Source organism: Streptomyces sp. NPDC002779 (assembly GCF_042888685.1).
Classification (GTDB): domain Bacteria; phylum Actinomycetota; class Actinomycetes; order Streptomycetales; family Streptomycetaceae; genus Streptomyces.
In genome coordinates this window covers 810,176-827,595 of the sequence record NZ_JBIAQC010000002.1, presented here as the reverse complement: position 1 = coordinate 827,595, position 17,420 = coordinate 810,176, and the positions used below count along the sequence as shown (strand labels likewise).

14 protein-coding genes, 4 pseudogenes and 1 riboswitch are annotated in these 17,420 nt (G+C 69.3%); of the genes and pseudogenes, 10 read left to right on the top strand and 8 right to left on the bottom strand.

Annotated elements, in window-relative coordinates:
* The first annotated feature begins 9 nt into the window (after positions 1–9).
* The 4 genes from ACFYW5_RS09330 (at position 10) to ACFYW5_RS09315 (ending at position 3,337) form a co-directional block, all read left to right on the top strand.
* Positions 10–936, top strand: coding sequence for an N-acetylmuramoyl-L-alanine amidase (locus tag ACFYW5_RS09330; RefSeq protein WP_389416324.1), 927 nt, complete (start codon positions 10–12; stop codon positions 934–936).
* Positions 937–1,057: 121 nt separating this feature from the next.
* Positions 1,058–1,915, top strand: a complete 858-nt coding sequence (locus tag ACFYW5_RS09325; protein ID WP_389416323.1) for a hypothetical protein — start codon at positions 1,058–1,060, stop codon at positions 1,913–1,915.
* 93 nt (positions 1,916–2,008) lie between these two features.
* Positions 2,009–3,004, top strand: a complete 996-nt coding sequence (locus ACFYW5_RS09320; RefSeq protein WP_389416322.1) for an LLM class F420-dependent oxidoreductase — start codon at positions 2,009–2,011, stop codon at positions 3,002–3,004.
* Positions 3,005–3,046: 42 nt separating this feature from the next.
* Complete coding sequence (locus ACFYW5_RS09315; RefSeq protein ID WP_389416321.1) at positions 3,047–3,337, top strand: hypothetical protein; 291 nt, start codon at positions 3,047–3,049, stop codon at positions 3,335–3,337.
* Between the two features lies 1 nt (position 3,338).
* On the opposite strand, the gene ACFYW5_RS09310 is transcribed toward ACFYW5_RS09315, so the two are convergent.
* Genes ACFYW5_RS09310 through ACFYW5_RS09300 form a run of 3 tightly spaced genes read right to left on the bottom strand, consistent with a single transcriptional unit; the run spans position 3,339 to position 6,561 of the window.
* Positions 3,339–4,409, bottom strand: coding sequence for a prenyltransferase (locus ACFYW5_RS09310; RefSeq protein ID WP_389416320.1), 1,071 nt, complete (start codon positions 4,407–4,409; stop codon positions 3,339–3,341).
* Positions 4,406–5,140: a class I SAM-dependent methyltransferase gene (locus ACFYW5_RS09305; RefSeq protein ID WP_250070156.1), complete on the bottom strand. Its 735-nt coding sequence runs from the start codon at positions 5,138–5,140 to the stop codon at positions 4,406–4,408. The genes ACFYW5_RS09310 and ACFYW5_RS09305 overlap by 4 nt, the downstream gene beginning before the upstream one ends.
* The gene (locus ACFYW5_RS09300; RefSeq protein WP_389416319.1) at positions 5,134–6,561 is read right to left on the bottom strand and encodes a glycosyltransferase family 4 protein; all 1,428 of its coding nucleotides are present in this window, start codon (positions 6,559–6,561) and stop codon (positions 5,134–5,136) included. Before ACFYW5_RS09300 ends, ACFYW5_RS09305 begins: the two co-directional genes overlap by 7 nt.
* Positions 6,562–6,739: 178 nt before the next feature.
* On the opposite strand from ACFYW5_RS09300, the gene ACFYW5_RS09295 reads away from it, so the two are divergent.
* From ACFYW5_RS09295 to ACFYW5_RS09275, 5 genes and pseudogenes are all read left to right on the top strand, one after another.
* Positions 6,740–7,354, top strand: coding sequence for a TetR family transcriptional regulator (locus tag ACFYW5_RS09295; RefSeq protein WP_389416318.1), 615 nt, complete (start codon positions 6,740–6,742; stop codon positions 7,352–7,354).
* Positions 7,355–7,634: 280 nt separating this feature from the next.
* A pseudogene (locus ACFYW5_RS09290) lies at positions 7,635–8,120 on the top strand (transposase); the annotation flags it as partial.
* A gap of 143 nt (positions 8,121–8,263) precedes the next feature.
* Positions 8,264–11,637, top strand: a pseudogene (locus tag ACFYW5_RS09285) (RHS repeat-associated core domain-containing protein).
* 105 nt (positions 11,638–11,742) lie between these two features.
* Positions 11,743–11,928 carry a hypothetical protein gene (locus ACFYW5_RS09280; RefSeq protein ID WP_389416317.1) on the top strand — a complete coding sequence of 62 codons (186 nt, stop codon included), beginning with the start codon at positions 11,743–11,745 and terminating at the stop codon, positions 11,926–11,928.
* Positions 11,929–12,129: 201 nt separating this feature from the next.
* On the top strand, positions 12,130–12,498 hold the full coding sequence (locus ACFYW5_RS09275) for an RHS repeat-associated core domain-containing protein (RefSeq protein WP_389416316.1): 369 nt from the start codon (positions 12,130–12,132) through the stop codon (positions 12,496–12,498).
* Here the strand turns inward: ACFYW5_RS09275 and ACFYW5_RS09270 are convergent.
* From ACFYW5_RS09270 to ACFYW5_RS09250, 5 genes and pseudogenes are all read right to left on the bottom strand, one after another.
* A protein-coding gene (locus tag ACFYW5_RS09270; RefSeq protein ID WP_389416440.1) for an IS5 family transposase occupies positions 12,417–13,210 on the bottom strand; the annotation gives its coding sequence in 2 pieces (ribosomal slippage) (positions 12,417–12,875 and positions 12,878–13,210; 792 coding nt in all). The two genes, ACFYW5_RS09275 and ACFYW5_RS09270, sit on opposite strands and share 82 nt — an antisense overlap.
* Before the next feature lie 641 nt (positions 13,211–13,851).
* Positions 13,852–13,974 (bottom strand): annotated as a pseudogene (locus ACFYW5_RS09265) (IS630 family transposase); the annotation flags it as partial.
* Between the two features lie 206 nt (positions 13,975–14,180).
* Positions 14,181–14,339 (bottom strand): annotated as a pseudogene (locus ACFYW5_RS09260) (transposase); the annotation flags it as partial.
* Positions 14,340–14,350: 11 nt separating this feature from the next.
* On the bottom strand, positions 14,351–14,626 hold the full coding sequence (locus ACFYW5_RS09255) for a ferredoxin (RefSeq protein ID WP_389416315.1): 276 nt from the start codon (positions 14,624–14,626) through the stop codon (positions 14,351–14,353).
* A 2-nt stretch (positions 14,627–14,628) separates the two neighbouring features.
* Positions 14,629–16,086 (bottom strand): aldehyde dehydrogenase, encoded by a 1,458-nt coding sequence (locus ACFYW5_RS09250; protein ID WP_389416314.1) that lies wholly within the window; start codon positions 16,084–16,086, stop codon positions 14,629–14,631.
* Between the two features lie 118 nt (positions 16,087–16,204).
* On the opposite strand from ACFYW5_RS09250, the gene ACFYW5_RS09245 reads away from it, so the two are divergent.
* Positions 16,205–17,230, top strand: a complete 1,026-nt coding sequence (locus tag ACFYW5_RS09245) for an MBL fold metallo-hydrolase (protein WP_389416313.1) — start codon at positions 16,205–16,207, stop codon at positions 17,228–17,230.
* 24 nt (positions 17,231–17,254) lie between these two features.
* A riboswitch (cobalamin riboswitch) is annotated at positions 17,255–17,416 on the top strand.
* The last annotated feature ends 4 nt before the right edge of the window (positions 17,417–17,420 follow it).

The following is a 17,420-nucleotide window of genomic DNA, read 5'->3' as shown; positions in this document are numbered from 1 at the left end:
GTCGCAGACGTGTCGTACGCAGGCCCTGAATTCGAACCGCCCCGCCGCCCCCGGCGCCGCCCTCTGACCGTGGCCCTCGCCGCGCTCGTGCCGGGCGCGCTGCTCGGCTGGGTGGTGTACGAGGGACTCGGCGGCGCCAGTGACGACGGCGGCGGTGGCCCGGAATCCGCGACGGTACGGACGCCGTCCGCCACCGGCGACGCCAAGGAACCGCACCCCAGCCCGACGCAACCGGCGAGCTCCGCTCCCGAGGCCGCCTCCGGCCCCCTCAAGGGCAAGGTCGTCGTCATCGACCCCGGACACAACCCGGCCAACTTCCAGCACACCGCCGAGATCAACGCCAAGGTGAACATCGGCACCGGCTACAAGGAGTGCGACACCACCGGCACGGCCACGAACTCCGGTTACACCGAGGCCGAGTTCACCCTGGACGTCGCCCACCGCATGCGCACGCTGCTGGAGAAGCAGGGCGCCACGGTGAAACTGACCCAGGACGGCGACCGTTCGTACGGCCCCTGCATCGACGAGCGGGCGCGCATCGGCAACCAGGCCGAGGCCGACGCGGTGGTCTCCGTCCACGCCGACGGCTCCGGTTCCGGCAACCGCGGCTTCCACGTCATCCTCCCCGGCGCGGTGAACTCCGGTGCCGCGGACACCCGTCCGATCGTCGGCGTCTCCCGCGATCTCGGCGAACGCATCGCGGGCAAGTTCGTCCGCGCCACCGGCAGCGCCCCCTCCAACTACGTCGGCGACGGCACCGGTCTCGTCACGCGTAAGGATCTCGGCGGTCTCAATCTGTCAACGGTTCCCAAGGTGTTCATCGAGTGCGGCAACATGCGCGATACCAAGGACGCGGCACAGCTGACCAGCGGTGCGTGGCGGCAGCAGGCGGCGCAGGGGATCTCTGAGGGAATCGTGAGTTTCCTGCGCGGGTAGTGATCAGCGCGCTGATCCCGGCGGACAGCCTGATCGTGCGGACGATAGGGTCGTCCGTACGATAAGGGGCCACCCCCGCGACGCCTCTACCGATGACGAGACGACCTACGAAGGACCTGAAGTGAATATCCGCTCCCTCACTCGAGGCGACGGCGTGGTGATCGGAGCAGCGGTGTTGCTCTTCGTCGCGTCGTTCCTCGCCATCTACGACGGCGACGGCAATGACATCCCCAACGCCTGGGACAACCTCGGCCTGGTGATGAGCGTGTACGTCGGCGGCATCATCGGCGCGGTCCTGATCGTCGTGGCCCACGCGCTGCCGCAGCCGCGCAAGGTTGTCGGCCTTGAGCTCGGTCCGCTCGGAGTCGCGCTCACGGTCTTCTCCGCGTGGACGGCGCTCTGGACGATCTTCGATCCGCTGGGCGCGTTCAGCGACACCTTCGGCGCCGCGGACGTGGATGCCGGTGTCGGCCTGATCCTCGGTCTCATCGCCGCCCTCCTCCTGGCCGGCGCCGCCGTCGCCTCCCCGCTCGTCCCCGCCCTCCAGGCCCCCCTGATGCCCGCTTCCCGCCCCGCGGCCCCGCAGCCGTACGGCGGTCAGCCGCAGGGTGGTTACGGTTACCCGGGCGCTCCCCAGCCGGGGCAGCCGCAGCCCGGTCAGCCCTTCGGCGGTCAGCCGCAGGGTGCGCAGCCGTTCGGCGGTCAGCCGCAGGGTGCGCAGCCGTTCGGCGGTCAGCCGCAGCCGGGGCAGCCGCAGGCGCCCGCGGCGCAGCCCGGCGGGGACTTCTCCCCGTTCTGGTTCGCCGTTCCGGTGCCGCGTCCGCTGTTCGCGGAGGACGGTTCGCCGACGCCGATCGCCGAACTGGCGCCCGGCACCTGGTACCTGGCCGTGGAGCAGCGCGGCCCGAGCCTGATCGCGCAGACGCAGGACGGTCGTCGCGGTGTCCTCCAGGACACCAGCGGCATCCAGCGCGGCTGACACCGCTCACGGTCACGGCCCCTCACCCTTCCCGGTGAGGGGCCGTTGTCGTACAGTCGCCCTCCCCGGCTGACACACCGTCAGGAGGCAGCTATGCGGCTCGGTCTGGCGCTCGGCTACTGGGGGCGCGGCCCCTCGCCCGGTCATGTGCCGCTGGCCCGGGAGGCCGAGCGGCTCGGCTACGACTCCGTATGGACCGCGGAGAGTTGGGGCTCGGACGCCTTCACCCCGCTGACCTGGATCGCCGCGCGGACGTCAAGGATCAAGCTGGGGACGGCGGTTGCGCAGATGGCCGCCCGGTCGCCGACCACGACCGCGATGCACGCCCTCACCCTCGACCATCTCTCCGGTGGCCGCATGATGCTCGGCCTCGGACTGTCCGGGCCGCAGGTGGTGGAGGGCTGGTACGGCCGCCCGTTCCCGAGGTCGCCGCTCACCGCGACCCGGGAGTACGTCGACGTCGTACGGCAAGTCCTCGGGCGGGAAGCCCCCGTCACGCTCGACGGCCGCTTCCACCCCCTCCCCTACCGGGGCGCGGACGCCACCGGCCTCGGCAAACCCCTCAAGCCCATCACCCACCCCCTCCGCCCCGACCTCCCCGTCCTGCTCGGCGCCGAGGGCCCGAAGAACGTCGCCCAGACCACGCGGATCGCCGACGGCTGGCTCCCGCTGTACTGGTCCCCGGCCCGCCCCGAGGCGTACGCCCTGCCGGAGGGCTTCCTGGTGGCCCCGATGGCCCAGGTCCGGGTCTGCGACGACGTGACCGAGGGCCTGCTGCCGGTGAAGACCATGCTCGGCTTCTACATCGGCGGCATGGGCCACGCGGCCCGCAACTTCCACGCCGACCTGATGGCCCGCATGGGGTACGAGGAGCAAGCCCGCCGCATCCAGCGGCTGTTCCTCGAAGGGCGCCGCCAAGAGGCGGTCCTCGCCGTCCCCGACGCCTTCGCCGACGAGATCTCCCTGGTCGGCCCGCGTGAACGCATCGCCGAGCGGCTGGAGTTGTGGCGCAAGGGACCGGTGACGGACCTGCTGGCGCTGGCGCCGGACGAGCGGTCGCTGCGGGTGCTCGCCGAGCTCAACGGCTGAACCGGGGGGTTTCGTCGACGGTTCAGCGGCAACCCGGGGGGCATGTCCCCTCGATATAGCAACGGTGCCAGTTCGGCGGGCAGGGTCATCGCGATCGTCGCCGACATCATGGCGTTCATTCTGGGTCTGTGGATCCTGATGTACCTGCTGGACGCGAACCGCACGAACGACTTCGTGCAGTTCATCCATGACGCGGCCCGCTGGCTGGCGGGCTGGTCCCACGACCTGTTCACCTTCGACGAGGCATGGGCCAGGGTCGTGGCGGGGTACGGGCTCGCCGCCGTGGTGTACCTGTTCGTCGGGCACGCCATCGCGAACCGCGTCCGCCACTGAGTCAGCCGCAGCAGTCCGGGTCCAGGCCGGCGGGCAGTTGCTCGCCGCCGAAGACCCGGCAGGTGGCCTCATGGCCGCCCAGGGCCGCGACGGCGAGCAGCAGCGAGCCCGCCGTCCAGGTCGTCAGTTCCCTCGGCCAGATCGCCGCGTCGTCGAAGACGTAGCCCGTCCAGTACAGACCGGTCCGCTCGTCGCGCAGGTGCTGGATCCACTGGAGGATGTCCAGCGCCCGGTCGGACTCGCCCATCGCCCACAGGGCCAGGGCGAGTTCGGCCGATTCACCGCCCGTCACCCACGGGTTGGGGTCGACGCACCGCACTCCGAGCCCGGGTACCACGAAGCGGTCCCAGGACTCCTCGATGCGGGCCTTGGCCTCCACGCCGGTGAGCGCGCCGCCCAGCACGGGGTAGTACCAGTCCATCGAGTAGCGGTCCTTGTCCAGGAACCGCTCGGGGTGCCGCCGGATCGCGTGCCGGAGCGCACCCGCCGCCAACTCCCAGTCCGGTTGGGGCTCTTCGCGCTGCTCGGCGATGGCGAGCGCGCAGCGCAGCGCGTGGTGGACCGAGGACGAGCCGGTCAGCAGCGCGTCCTCGGTCGCCGTGCCGTCGTCGTCCCGCCGCCAGCCGATCTGCCCGCCCGGCTGCTGCAGCCGCAGGACGAACTCCGTCGCCGCGTACACGGTCGGCCACATGCGGTCCAGGAAGGCGTCGTCGCCGGTGGAGAGGTGGTGGTGCCACACGCCGACCGCGATGTAGGCGACGAAGTTGGTCTCGCGTCCGCGGTCGGTGACGTCGTCGAAGGCGCCGTCCTGGTAGGCCGCGTACCAGGAGCCGTCCTCGTTCTGGTGCCGCGCGAGCCACTCGTAGGCGCGCTCGGCGGCGTCGTGCTCGCCTGCGGCGTCCAGGCCCATGGCCGCCTCGACGTGGTCCCAGGGGTCGAGATGGTGTCCCCGGAACCACGGTATGGCGCCGTCCTCCCGCTGCACGGCGAGCAGTCCGGCGACGGTCGCGGCGGCCTGCTCGGCGGTGAGGACCCCGGGCAGGACGAGGTGTTCCGTCCGGGGAGTGGTCACTTGGCGTCCACCCGGGGCAGGTGCGGCTTGGTCGCGTAGGCCACGAAGCTCTTGCCGATGAGGGGGTTGAGGGCCTGCTCGGCGACCCGCGTCGCCAGTGGCTTCTTCATGATGTCCCAGACCAGCAGCTTGTGGTACGCCCGCACCGGCAGCGCCTTGTCGTTGTCGACGCCGAACGCGCACTTGAGCCACCAGTACGGCGAGTGCAGCGCGTGCGCGTGATGGGTGCCGTACGGCTTCAGGCCCGCCTCGCGGATCCTGGCGAGGAGTTCGTCGGCCTTGTAGATGCGGATGTGGCCGCCCTCGACCTCGTGGTAGGCGTCGGACAGCGTCCAGCAGACCTTCTCGGGGCCGTAGCGCGGGACGGTGATGGCGATGCGGCCGCCGGGCTTGAGCACCCGGACCATCTCGGCGAGGACGCCCTTGTCGTCCGGGATGTGCTCCATGACCTCGGAGATGATGACGACGTCGAAGGACTCGTCGGGGAACGGCAGCGCCAGAGCGTCGCCCTCCATCGCGGTGGCGGTGGCGCCCTCGGGTGCCTCGCCCGCCTCCTTCATCGCCGCGAACCACTTCGCGACCTCGCGGATCTCCTCGCCGTTCTGGTCCAGCGCGACGACCTGGGCGCCGCGCCGGTAGCACTCGAACGCGTGCCGCCCGGCACCGCAGCCGAGGTCCAGGACACGGTCGCCCGGGGCGAGCGGGAACCGGGAGAAGTCGACGGTCAGCACGTGGCCCTGCTTTCGGGATAGACGCCGGTGGTACTCGCGGAGGTCAGGGGGGCGGCACCGGCCGAGGACGCGGGCGCGCCGCCGGCCGGGGGCGTGGCGCGGGCGATGGCCTCGCGGTAGTGCGCCACCGTGCCCTCCGCCGCGCGCGCCCAGGTGAACCGCGCCAGCACCCGCTCGCGTCCGGCCCGGCCGAGCCGCGCCCGCAGTGCGGGGTCTCCGAGGAGCCGGCTCAGTCCGGCGGCCAGGGCGCCCGCCTCGCCGGGCGGCACCGCCAGACACGTCTCGCCGTCCGCGCCGGCCACCTCCGGGATCGCCCCGCCGGTCGTGGCGAGCAGGGGCGTGCCGGTGGCCATGGCCTCGGCGGCCGGCAGGGAGAAGCCTTCGTACAGGGACGGCACGCAGGCGACCTGCGCCGAGCGGACCAGGTCGACCAGTTCGGCGTCCGAGATGCCCTTGACGAACTCGACGGCGCCTTCGAGGCCGTAGCGCTCGACGGCCTGCGCGACCGGGCCCTCGGCGGGCTTCTTGCCGACGACGACGAGGTGGGCGTCGGGGTGTTCGGTGCGCACCTTCGCGAGCGCCTCGACGAGGAAGACCAGCCCTTTGAGGGGGACGTCCGCGCTGGAGGTCGTCACGATCCGGCCGGGGACCTGCGGGACGGACGGATCCGGCGAGAACAGGTCGGTGTCGGCGCCGATGTGCACGACGTGGATCCGGTCCTCGCGCACCCCGAGGTGGTCGACGATCTCGGCGCGGGAGGTGCCGGAGACGGTGAGGACGGAGGGCAGGCGGCGGGCGACGCGCTTCTGCATCCGGGTGAAGGCGTACCAGCGGCGGACCGCGTACCGGCGGCGGCGGTTCTCGGCGGCGTCCAGCTCCAACTGCCGGTCCACGGTGATGGGGTGGTGGATGGTGGTGACGAGGGGGGCGCCCACGTCGCCCAGCAGGCCGTAGCCGAGCGTCTGGTTGTCGTGGACGACGTCGAACTCGCCGCGGCGGGCGCGCAGATGGCGGCGGGCGCGCAGCGAGAAGGTCAGCGGCTCGGGGAAGCCGCCGGTCCACATGGTGGCCACTTCCAGCGCGTCGATCCAGTCGCGGTACTCGCCGCGTCCCGGGGTGCGGAAGGGGTCGGGCTGGCGGTACAGGTCGAGGCTGGGCAGCTCGGTGAGCGGGACGCCCTCGTCGAGGACCGGGTAGGGCTGGGCGCCGATGACCTCGACCCGGTGGCCGAGGCGGGCCAGTTCGCGCGAGAGGTGGCGGACGTAGACGCCCTGGCCGCCGCAGAACGGGTTCCCTTTATAGGTGAGAAGCGCGATGTCGAGAGGTCGCTCTCCCCCACGCTCGAATCCGCTCGCGCGGGAGGGGCCCCCACCCGCCGCGGGCTCCGTGGGGGAACCCGTCCGACTGGCCTCAGCGGTCACTCCGGGCCCCCTTCTCCCTGCACTGTCCCGCGAGATTACGCCGGGACGCTAATCTAGAACAAGTTACAGACTTGATCGTTCAAGAAGCTCCGAATCTACCGGCAGGTAGAGGCGGCGCGAGCAGTGGATCAGGTGATTCACGCCACGGTCGCGCCACGGCGAGGGGAACAAGGTGGACATGGTGGCAGCCAGTACCGCGAGACCCGTCACCCCACCGCTGACCGAGCGGCAGGAGGCGCGGCGGCGCCGCATCCTGCACGCGAGCGCGCAGTTGGCCAGCCGGGGCGGTTTCGACGCCGTGCAGATGCGGGAGGTGGCGGAGTCGTCGCAGGTGGCGCTCGGCACGCTCTACCGCTACTTCCCCTCCAAGATCCATCTGCTGGTCGCCACCATGCAGGACCAGCTGGAGCACATGCACGGCACCCTCCGCAAGAAGCCGCCCGCCGGGGACACGGCGGCGGAGCGGGTGGCGGAGACGCTGATGCGCGCTTTCCGCGCCCTGCAGCGCGAGCCGCATCTGGCCGACGCCATGGTCCGCGCGCTGACCTTCGCGGACCGCAGTGTGTCGCCCGAGGTGGACCAGGTGTCCCGGCAGACGACCGTGATCATCCTGGACGCGATGGGCCAGGAGCACCCGACGCCGGAGCAGTTGTCCGCGGTCCGGGTCATCGAGCACACCTGGCACTCGGCGCTGATCACGTGGCTGTCGGGCCGCGCCTCCATCGCCCAGGTGAAGATCGACATCGAGACGGTGTGCCGCCTGATCGACCTGACGGCGCCCGCGGACACATGAGGGACCTACGGGACGGGTTCCCTGCGCTGGCATGACCCGGATCAGGTGCTGGGGGTCGCCGTCCGGCCTGACTGCTGCTTTCCGGCCTCTCAGCCCGGACCGTCGACGTCGGCAGCGGCGTAAGCGTTGCTCCTTCCCATCCTTCCCCCAGCACCCCTTGTAGGGCTTGGTCGGGTTCATTCGTGAGCGGTGTGTCTGTTGCTGCTTTGGGGTCGTGGGGGTGGTGTGACGCCCTAAGAGATGGCCGGGGTCCGGGAGGACCTGGAGGCGTTCGCGGCGGAGTTGCATCGACATCCTCCTGGTCGTCGCGGACGCCGGATACGGCGATGCCGCCGCCTTCCGCCGGGGGCCTGGAGGAACGCAAGCTGCCCTGCGCGGTGGGCATTTCTTCCCGCCACACCGCCCAGCCGCCGACGCACGGCTGGTCCAGCCCGTGTACGTGGGCACCGGCCGGCCATCGAAAACGCAGTACCCCGAGCCTGCGCAGACCATGAAGGTTCTGGTCATCGCGGCCGGGAGGACGGCCGCGAGACCGGTGTCCTGGCGGGAAGGCTCCTGGCCGGGGAGGCGCCACCGATTTTGCTGTCGGTCCTCTCAAGGGCGATCGTCCCGAGAGTCTCACCACCAAGATCGTGTTATGCGTTCCGAGGGGGACTCGGGTCTGGTCTTTTCGGTCAGTGTGACCGCGGCGAACAGTAACGGAACGCAGATTTTTCCCTTTTGTGTCGGACGGATCGCCTCATGGTGTCCGCGTTCACCCCTTTAAGAGGCAGGGCTCATTCCGCCGCCAACGGGACGGATGGTGCGGGGCATGCCTGTCGGTCCATGTGGTTCTCGTGCCAGGTTGTGCTGCCGAGGTGACCGTCTGGTCACCCGTTCTGGCTCTCTGACTTCCTGTGGGGGAAGCTGATGCATTCACATGCTGGAAGCACGTCGCTGCAACGTGCCCGACGAACACACAGAACCGTTCTCATATCCGCGATCACGGCTGTCGCTCTGGTGGCTGGCGTGGCACCGGGGTTAGCCGCGGCGGGGCAGGCGGAGTTACCGGCGCCGGAAAGTCCGTGGACGAAGCCGACGAAGGTGGAGGCTCCCGCGACGCCGGCCGGGTCGGTCAAGGCGCCGGAGTCGGAGGCGGAGGCCAAGCCGTCGGCGGAGGTGGCCGCCTGGCGGGCGGCGCAGCAGGCCCGCGCAAGCGGTGAGACCGCCGCGCAGTCGGCGGCGGCCGATGCCGAGGCGGATGCCGAGGCCTTGTCCTTCGTTCCGGAGGGGCAGGGCGATGTGCCCTGGCACCGTGTCCTCGACACGCGTCTGAATGATGCGCTGGTGGCGCGGGTGAACGTCTCCAACGGCAATCTCATGCTCGCCGCGACCGACTTCGACATCGCCGGTGTCGGTCACAAGCTGCAGCTGACCCGGACGTACAACTCCCTGGAAGCGCCGTGGGGAAAGGTGTCGCAGCGCTGGTGGCAGGGTTATGAGCGTTACCTCCAGGCCGGTGACGGCGAGGTGGTGGTCTACGACGCCACGGGGGCTGCTGTGCGGTTCAAGTCGGCGAGTACCGGCGGCTACACCACCCCGGCCGGGTACTCCAAGGACCTGAAGAAGAACGCGGACGGCACCTACACCCTGACCGACCGCAAGTCGGGTGCGAAGGACACCTTCAACGTCCACGGCACGCTGACCAAGGTCACCGACAAAAATGACGGTGTGATCAATGTCGACCAGCACGACGAGGGCGCCGAGCACAAGGGCTTCAGGCTCACCGAGACCCGCTCCGGGCGCTGGATCGACCTGGTCAAGACCTACCCCAATCAGTGGCAGGCCAAGGACCACACCGGCCGCACAGCCGTCTTCGACCTGGACGCCTCCGGCAACCTGGCCAAGGTCACCGACACCGCCGGCAAGGCCACGCTCTACGGGTACGACTCCTCCCGGCGCCTGACCAAGGTGACCACCCCCGAGGGCACCATCACGCTGTTCACCTACGACACCCACAACCGCGTCACCTCCATGCAACGCGTCACCGAGTCGACGAGCAACGGCCACACCGGCCCGACCTGGCGCTACGCCTACACCGCGACCACCCCCTCGGCTGCGGGGACCACGACGGTCACCGACCCCGACGGGGATGCACCCAGTACCTGCACAACGCCGACGGTGAGGTCACCAAGGTCACCGACCCCCTCGGCCACTCTCGCCATTCCACCTACACCAACCGCCTGCTGCAGACCGCGATCGATGCGATGGGTACGGGAGCGGACGGAACGGGAGGCAACACCACCACCTACGGCTGGGACGCCCGCAACAACGCCGTCTCCCAGAAACTGCCGATGGGCGCAACCGCGTCGGTGACCGCGTACCAGACCATTGCAGGCACCGACCTGCCCAACGACTTCACCTCCGCCGACGGCCGCAAGGACTCCTTCTCCTACGACACCAACGGCAACACCCAGTCGGTGACCACCTCCGGCACCGCAGGAGGGCAGCGCACCTACACCTACAACAAGGCCACCCCGACCTGCGGCGGTTTCGAGGGCCAGCGCTGCACAGCCGCAGTGAAGATCTCCAGCACCCGCACCTCGACCACGTCCTTCACCTACGACGCCAAGGGCAACCTGAGCAAGGTCACGCCCCCCGCGCCGCTGGGCGAGACGACATACACATACGACGCGCTCGGCCGCGTCAAGACCGCACTCGACGGCCGCGGCATCCAGACCGTCTACACCTACGACAACCGCGACCGCGTCACCAAGGTCTCCTCGACCAACGCGACCGTCACCTTCGACTACGACGCCGACGGCAACCTCAAGGTGCGCACAGACGCCTCCGGCACTACCGGCTGGGACTACGACGAGCTCAACCGCGAGCGCGTACGCACCCTGCAAAACGGTGCACAGACCGCCCTGGCCTACACCCCCGGCGGCAACGTCGACCACTACACCGACCCCACCGGCAAGACCGACTACACGTGGGACGCGGCCGGTCGGCTGGACTACCTCATCGCGCCGGACGGCAAGAAGACCGACTTCGACTACAACAACAACGACACACGCACCAAAACTGTCTACCCCGGCGGCACCACCCAGTCCTTCAGCATCGACAAGAACGGTCGCCCCTACGCGGTCAAGACAACCGCCGGGACCACCACGCTGATCGACCTCGCCTACACCTACACCAACAGTGCGGGCAAGGACACCACCAAGATCCGCACCCGCACCGACAACCTCACCAAGTACAAGACCACCTACGACTACGACACCCAGGACCGGCTCCGCTACGCCCTGGAAGCCGACTCCACCGGCGCCCGCAAGGCGTCCTGGCTGTACTGCTGGGACCAGGCCGGCAACCTCACCGCCCAGGACGGCACCGCCGCCACCTGTCCCACCACCCCCATCTGGACCTACAACGACGCGCTGGAGCTCACCGCGCAGAACGGCTCCGCCACCGGCTGGTCCTACGACAAGGCCGGCAACGAGACCGCGGGCGGACGCACCGCCACCACCCGCCGCACGAGCGAGACGTGGACCGACTACAGCCAGCTGTCCGGCCTGACCGTCAACACATCGGCAAACGACCTGGTCCACGCGGGAACCGACAACTCCGAGCGCACCAAGCTCGGTTCGACCTGGTTCCACCACACCGCACTCGGACTGGCATCCACCACGACCAACGGCGTGGACACCGGATTCATCCGCGAACCTGCGGGCACCTTGAACTCCATGACGACCGGGGGCAAGTCCTACTACTACCTCACCGACGCCACCGGCAACGTCCTCGGCCTGGTGGACGACGCAGGCAAGCGCACCCACACCTACGCCTACGGCCCCACCGGCCTGCCCCGCGGCACCACCACCGAAACAACCCCCCAGCCGTACCGCTACAGCGGCACCTACCTCGACCCGACGGGCCTGTACAAGATGGGCCACCGCTACTACGACCCCCAACTCGGCCGCTTCACCCAACCCGACCCTTCAGGGCAGGAGAGCAACCCCTACCTCTATGTGAGCGGCGACCCAGTCAACAACAGCGACCCCACGGGCCTCTTCGACTTCTTCGGTCTCGTCGAAAAAGCAGAGCCGTTTGTCAGCGCGGCCGCTGGCTGCCTGGCCGGTGTTGAGGCTGCGGCAGGCACCGGAGTCATCGCATACGCCGCCGCGGCGGGCGGCGTGATCGGCGCGGGAGTCGGCAGCGCCGTAGGCGCTGGTGTCGCCGGAGTCACCAGCTGCGCGATTGGAGCTGCCGCAGGCTACTACGGAGCGGACATCCTCACCTACAGTTAAACAGGGGTATACGGCCACTGCATGTGACTGTTGGGTCGGATTTCCCGACCCAACAGTTGCCGCGAATTCGGAAGGAGCGCTTGGATGCGAGGGAGGGACGCGTCGATGAGTGATGCGATCAGGGGATTGGCAACCTTTTCCGCGATTGCGATCATCGGCGGAATATGCGCTTGCATTGCAGGATCCATTACCGGCGACACCGTGCCGATTGTGCTCGGAGTGATCGCAGCAGTCGGTGGAATGATTCTGGCAGTTTTTGCCTTCCTGGCCCATCAGAAAACTCGCTCTTGACATGATGTTTCGGAGTTCGTCGGCAGTCGTGGCTGCTGTTGGACAAGCGACGGTCTGGGCTGGCAGAGACGGCGGGCGGCTGGTCAGGGTGCGGGTGTGACCACGACGACTGTATCCGCGAACCGGCGGGCACCCTGAACTCCATGACGACCGGGGGAAGTCCTACTTACTGCCGACGCCACCGGCAACGTCCTCGGCCTCGTGGATGACGCGGGCAAGCGCACCCACACCTACGCCAACGGCCCCACCGGGCTGCCCCTCGGCACCACCACCGAAGCGGTCTCCCAGCCGTACCGCTACAGCGGCACCTACCTCGACCCGACCGGCCTGTGCAAGATGGGCCACCGCTACTACGACGCCCAACTCGGCCGCTTCACCCAACCCGACCTCTCCGGCCAGGAAACCAACCCCTACCCCAGTGGGCTTTTGTGTGACAGCTCTCTCGGCTCAGCCCTGGGCGGAACCCTGTGCGCTTCTAAGAGGTCGTCTCAATTGGCGAGCCTGCGGAAGCAGATGAGGGTGCAGGCGATGCCTGTGAAGGCCAGGAAGTGTTCGGCCTTGCGTTCATAGCGGCGGTGGAGTCGGCGGCAGCCGCCGAGCCAGGCCATGGTGCGCTCGATCGTCCACCTGTGTCGGCCGAGCCGTGTGGAAGATTCGATGCCCTTGCGTGCGATGCGGTGGCGGATGCCTCGCTTGCGGAGCCAACGGCGCAGGTGGTCGTAGTCGTAGCCCTTGTCGGCGTGGAGCTTTGCAGGCTTTCGCCGGCGCTGGCCACGGCGGGAGCGGATCGGCGGGATACCGCGCACGAGGGGTTCCATGGCCTGGCTGTCGTGGAGGTTGGCGCCGGAGATGCCGACGGAGAGGGGCAGACCGGTCCGCTCGGTGATCAAGTGGATCTTCGACCCATTCTTGCCCCGGTCCACAGGATTCGGGCCTGTCAGCTCCCCCCTTTCAGGGCCCGCATGTTCACCGAGTCGATCGCGCAGCGCGACCAGTCCAGGTCTCCGCGCGAGCCCAGCTCATCGAGGATGAGGCGGTGCAGCTTCGCCCAGACCCGGGCAGCTGTCCACTCGGTGAAGCGCCGGTGGGCCGTTGGCCCCGACGGGCCGAAGACCGGCGGTAACTGCCGCCAGGTACAGCCTGTCGTGGCAACGAAGATGATGGCTGCAAGGACCTCACGGTCGCCGTGCCGTCGTCGGCCTCCACCTTGCGGCCGGATCGGGGCGGGCGGCACCACCCGCTGGAAGAGGTCGTACAACTCGTCCGGCACCAAGCGTTCCACGATCAGCACGAACCCAGGCTACCGACCTCGCCAATTGAGACGACCTCTAAGGAAGAGAAGGCCGCGGCGTCCGACTGGCTGACTGGAGCGGCTGCAGCAGCAGGTGTGTGCGCAGGCTCCGGAATCGCAGCAGCTGCAGCCTGGGGCATCACAAAGGTACCGACGATCGAATAGACACACACGTCCAGGGAGAAGAAGGATGAGTCCAAGGCCGAGCGGAAGCCCCAACTTGCAAAAGTCGCAATGGATCACGGCTGCCTTCTGTGCGGTGGTTGCCGATCGTACTGCTTATCTCTGCGGACGGGTCGGTGTGGACGTACGTGGGAGTAGCTGGCACCGCTCTCGCTGCAGTGTCCTTGGCCGTGAGCGCAGCTAAGCGAAGTAGGCCATGAGCCACCGCAGGCCGACGCGGACCTGCGCACTCAGGCGGTCATGGCGGCAAGCCGCAACACGCTCTCCGGCTAAGGCCCCGGTTCGCGTTCTCGCCAACCGGGGGCCACACGTATAGACGCGGGGAGTATGCAGATGAGCCCAGCCAAGAAGCTGACGCTTTTTGTGGTGATAGGGATCCTGATGGCAGTTGCCCGTCAAAGGTCAAGTAGATGAAATAGTCAACGATATTGATTAGAACCCAAAGGGTTCTAATCGAGGGTGTAGCGGACGTGTGGGCCGCCGAAGTAGCCGCGGCCGATGTGCGGCTGCCGTTGGCGGCGGTGGAGGAACCTGCGGGTCTCGGCGGCGGGTTGGGCCTGGTCACGGGGCCTGCTGTGCATGGGCACCTTTTCCAACCTGCTGCTGACGCATGGCCGTTGGGCTGAGAGCATGATGAAGCCCCTGGTAGACGGCTTTTCGACCGAGAGAACTGTCTCCACCAGAGGCATCCTGTGTTCGTGTACCCGTCGGGCGCCCAACTCGCAGCAAGGTGCGGCCTGGGGCCCACGACGGCCTACCGCTACGTCACCGAGGCCGTTCGGGTGAGCAGGCCGCATATGCGGTCGGCGGTGCGGGTTGCTGCAGCCGCCAGGTCCTGGTCGAAGCCCACCAGCACGGTCAGTTCGGCAGTGATCTCGTCGGTCGGCCCGAGCGTCCGCAGGGTGTGCGGCATGGTTCGTGCGGCGTCCGAATGAACCTGGCCAAGCCCTACTGGTCCTCCGGCGGAAACACCGGCTCCCCGCTGCCCAGCAGCGTGATCACGATCGCCTCCACCGGGCACATCTCCGCCGCCGCCAGCACCTCCTCGTGGGCGTCCGTCTCCGGCTCGCACGGGTGGGACTGGCGGGCGGTGTCGAGCCGGAACGCGTCGGGGGCGCGGTGGACGCACTGGGCCGAGCCGATGCACACGGACCGGTCGACCTCGACATGCCAGCGGTCTCCCGCCCCCACGCCCGGCTCCGCTCGCGCGGGAGGTGCCCCCATCCCTACGCCTCCCAGCCCGCGGGGAGGTGGATCATCTTGTGCTCCAGGTACTCGCCGTACCCCTCGGGCCCGAACTCCCGCCCCAGACCGGAGTTCTTGTAGCCGCCGAACGGGCCAAGCATGTCGAGGCTGAAGGTGTTGACGGAGTAGGTGCCGGTACGGACCCGGCGGGCGACCTCGATGCCGCGCTCGACGTCGGCCGTCCAGACGCTGCCGCTGAGCCCGTACTCGGAGTCGTTGGCGATTCTCACCGCCTCGGCCTCGTCGCCGTAGGGCAGCAGGCAGATCACCGGCCCGAAGATCTCCTCCCGCGCGATCCGCATGGAGTTGTCGACGTCGCCGAAGAGCGTCGGCTCGACGTACCAGCCCCGGTCCAGGCCCGGCGGGCGCCCGCCGCCGGTGAGGATCTTGGCGCCCTCCTCCTGGCCGATGCGGATGTAGTCGAGGTTGCGGCGCTGCTGGCGCTTGGCGACGAGCGGGCCGACCTGCGTCGCGGGGTCGAGGGGGTCGCCGACGACGAGGGCGTTCGCGGCGGCGGCGAGGGCCTCGGCGAACTCGTCGTAGCGGGAGCGGGGCAGCAGGATGCGGGTCTGGGCGACGCAGGCCTGGCCGTTGTTCATCCAGGCCGCCGGGACGATGCCGGCCACCGCGGTGTCGACGTCCGCGTCCGGCAGCACGACCGCCGCCGACTTGCCGCCCAACTCCAGGGTCACCCGCGTCAGGTTCCGCGCGGCCACCTCCATCACGCGCTTGCCCGCGGCGACCGAGCCGGTGAAGGAGACCTTGTCGACGCCGGGGTGCCCGACGAGGTACTCGCTGACCTCGCGGTCGGCGGGGAGGATGGACAGGACCCCCTCCGGCAGCCCGGCCTCCTGGGTGATCTCGGCGAGCAGACAGGCGTCGAGCGGCGTCTCGGGGGACGGCTTGAGCACCACCGTGCAGCCGGTGAGCAGGGCGGGGCCGAGCTTGGCGGCGGCGACGAACTGCGGGACGTTCCAGGGCACTACGGCCGCCACGACCCCGACCGGCTCGCGCCGCACGAGGATCTTGCCGAGGACGCCGTCGCGGTGTTCCTCGTAGGTGAAGTTGCGCGCGACGGTGATGGCGGAGTCCCACACCATCATCGCGCCGAGCGCCTGCGCGAGGACGCTCCAGGAGTAAGGGGAGCCGTTCTCCGAGGAGATGACCCGGGCGATCTCCTCGTGCCGCACGGCGAAGGCGTCCTTGATCCGGGTGACGACCTCGATCCGCTCCTCCAGGGACATCCGCGGCCAGGGCCCTTCGTCGAAGGCCCTGCGGGCGACGGCGACGGCCCGGTCCACGTCGGCGGTGGACGCGTGCGGCACCCGCCCGATGACCTCTTCCGTGTGCGGTGAGACGACCTCGATGAAGTCCTTGCCGAGGGGATCGGTCAACTCCCCGCCGATGAACAGCTGTCCGTGTTCCACGAGCTCGGTCATGGCCGACGCCTCCTGCGGAGCTGAGCACTGTTTCTGACGCTGCACTGTTTCTGACGCTGCCTCAGAACTGATACCAGTTCTAGTTATAGTGGGCAATGACCGCGACGCGGAGGGGCAGATGACGAGAACCCACGATCACGGCGGGGGCGTTCGCTCCCTCCAGGTCCCCATCCCGGACAACCCGCTCGGCCACACCCTCGTCTACGTCGTCGACACCGACCGCGGGCCCGTGCTGATCGACACGGGCTGGGACGACCCGGCCTCCTGGGACACCCTCGCCGAGGGCCTGACGGCCTGCGGTACGTCCGTCGGTGAGGTCCACGGCGTGGTCGTCACCCACCACCACCCCGACCACCACGGCCTGTCCGGCGCCGTGCGCGAGGCCTCCGGCGCCTGGATCGCGATGCACGAGGCGGACACGGCGATCGTGCGCCGCGCCCGCTCGGCCGAACCCGAGCGCTGGTTCGCGTACATGGCGGCGAAGCTCACCGCGGCAGGCGCCCCCGAGGAGCATGTGGCCCCGCTGCGCTGCGCCCGCCGCCGTGCCCTGCCCGGCCTCTCCCCCGCCCTCCCGGACCGCGAGATCGTCCCGGGCGAACTCCTCGACCTCCCCGGCCGCCGGCTGCGCGCGATCTGGACCCCGGGCCACACCCCGGGCCACGTCTGCCTGCACCTGGAGGAGGAGCACCCCGAGCAACTCCCCGGCCACGGGCGCCTGTTCTCCGGCGACCACGTCCTGCCGGAGATCACCCCGCACATCGGCCTGTACGAGGACCCCGACGACACCACCGTCACCGACCCCCTCGGCGACTACCTGGACTCCCTGGAACGCGTCGCCCGACTGGCCCCCGCCGAGATCCTCCCGGCCCACCAGCACCCCTTCACCGGCGCGGAGGCCCGCGTGCGGGAGCTGCTCACCCACCACGAGACGCGCCTCACCGGCCTCCTCACCCTCCTCCGGGAACCCCTCACCGCCTGGCAGCTCGCCGAGCGCATGGAATGGAACCGCCCCTGGGAGCAGATCCCCTACGGCTCACGCACCATCGCGGTCTCGGAGGCCGAGTCCCACCTGCGCCGACTGGTGAAGCTGGGCAGGGCGGAGACGGTGACGGGGAGCGAGCCGGTGACGTACCGGGCCGTGTGAGGGTTCCGTAAGAGCCGGATGTACGGGCCGGTAGAGTGGCCGCGTCGTCATCACACCCGTACGGGGGGAAGCCGGTGCAATTCCGGCGCTGACCCGCAACCGTGAGCAGCCGAAGAAGCCTTCAGAAGACGAAGAAGCCGAAGAAGCTGCGAGCCGGACTGCCCCGCACGGGTACGTGAAACGGCTCACG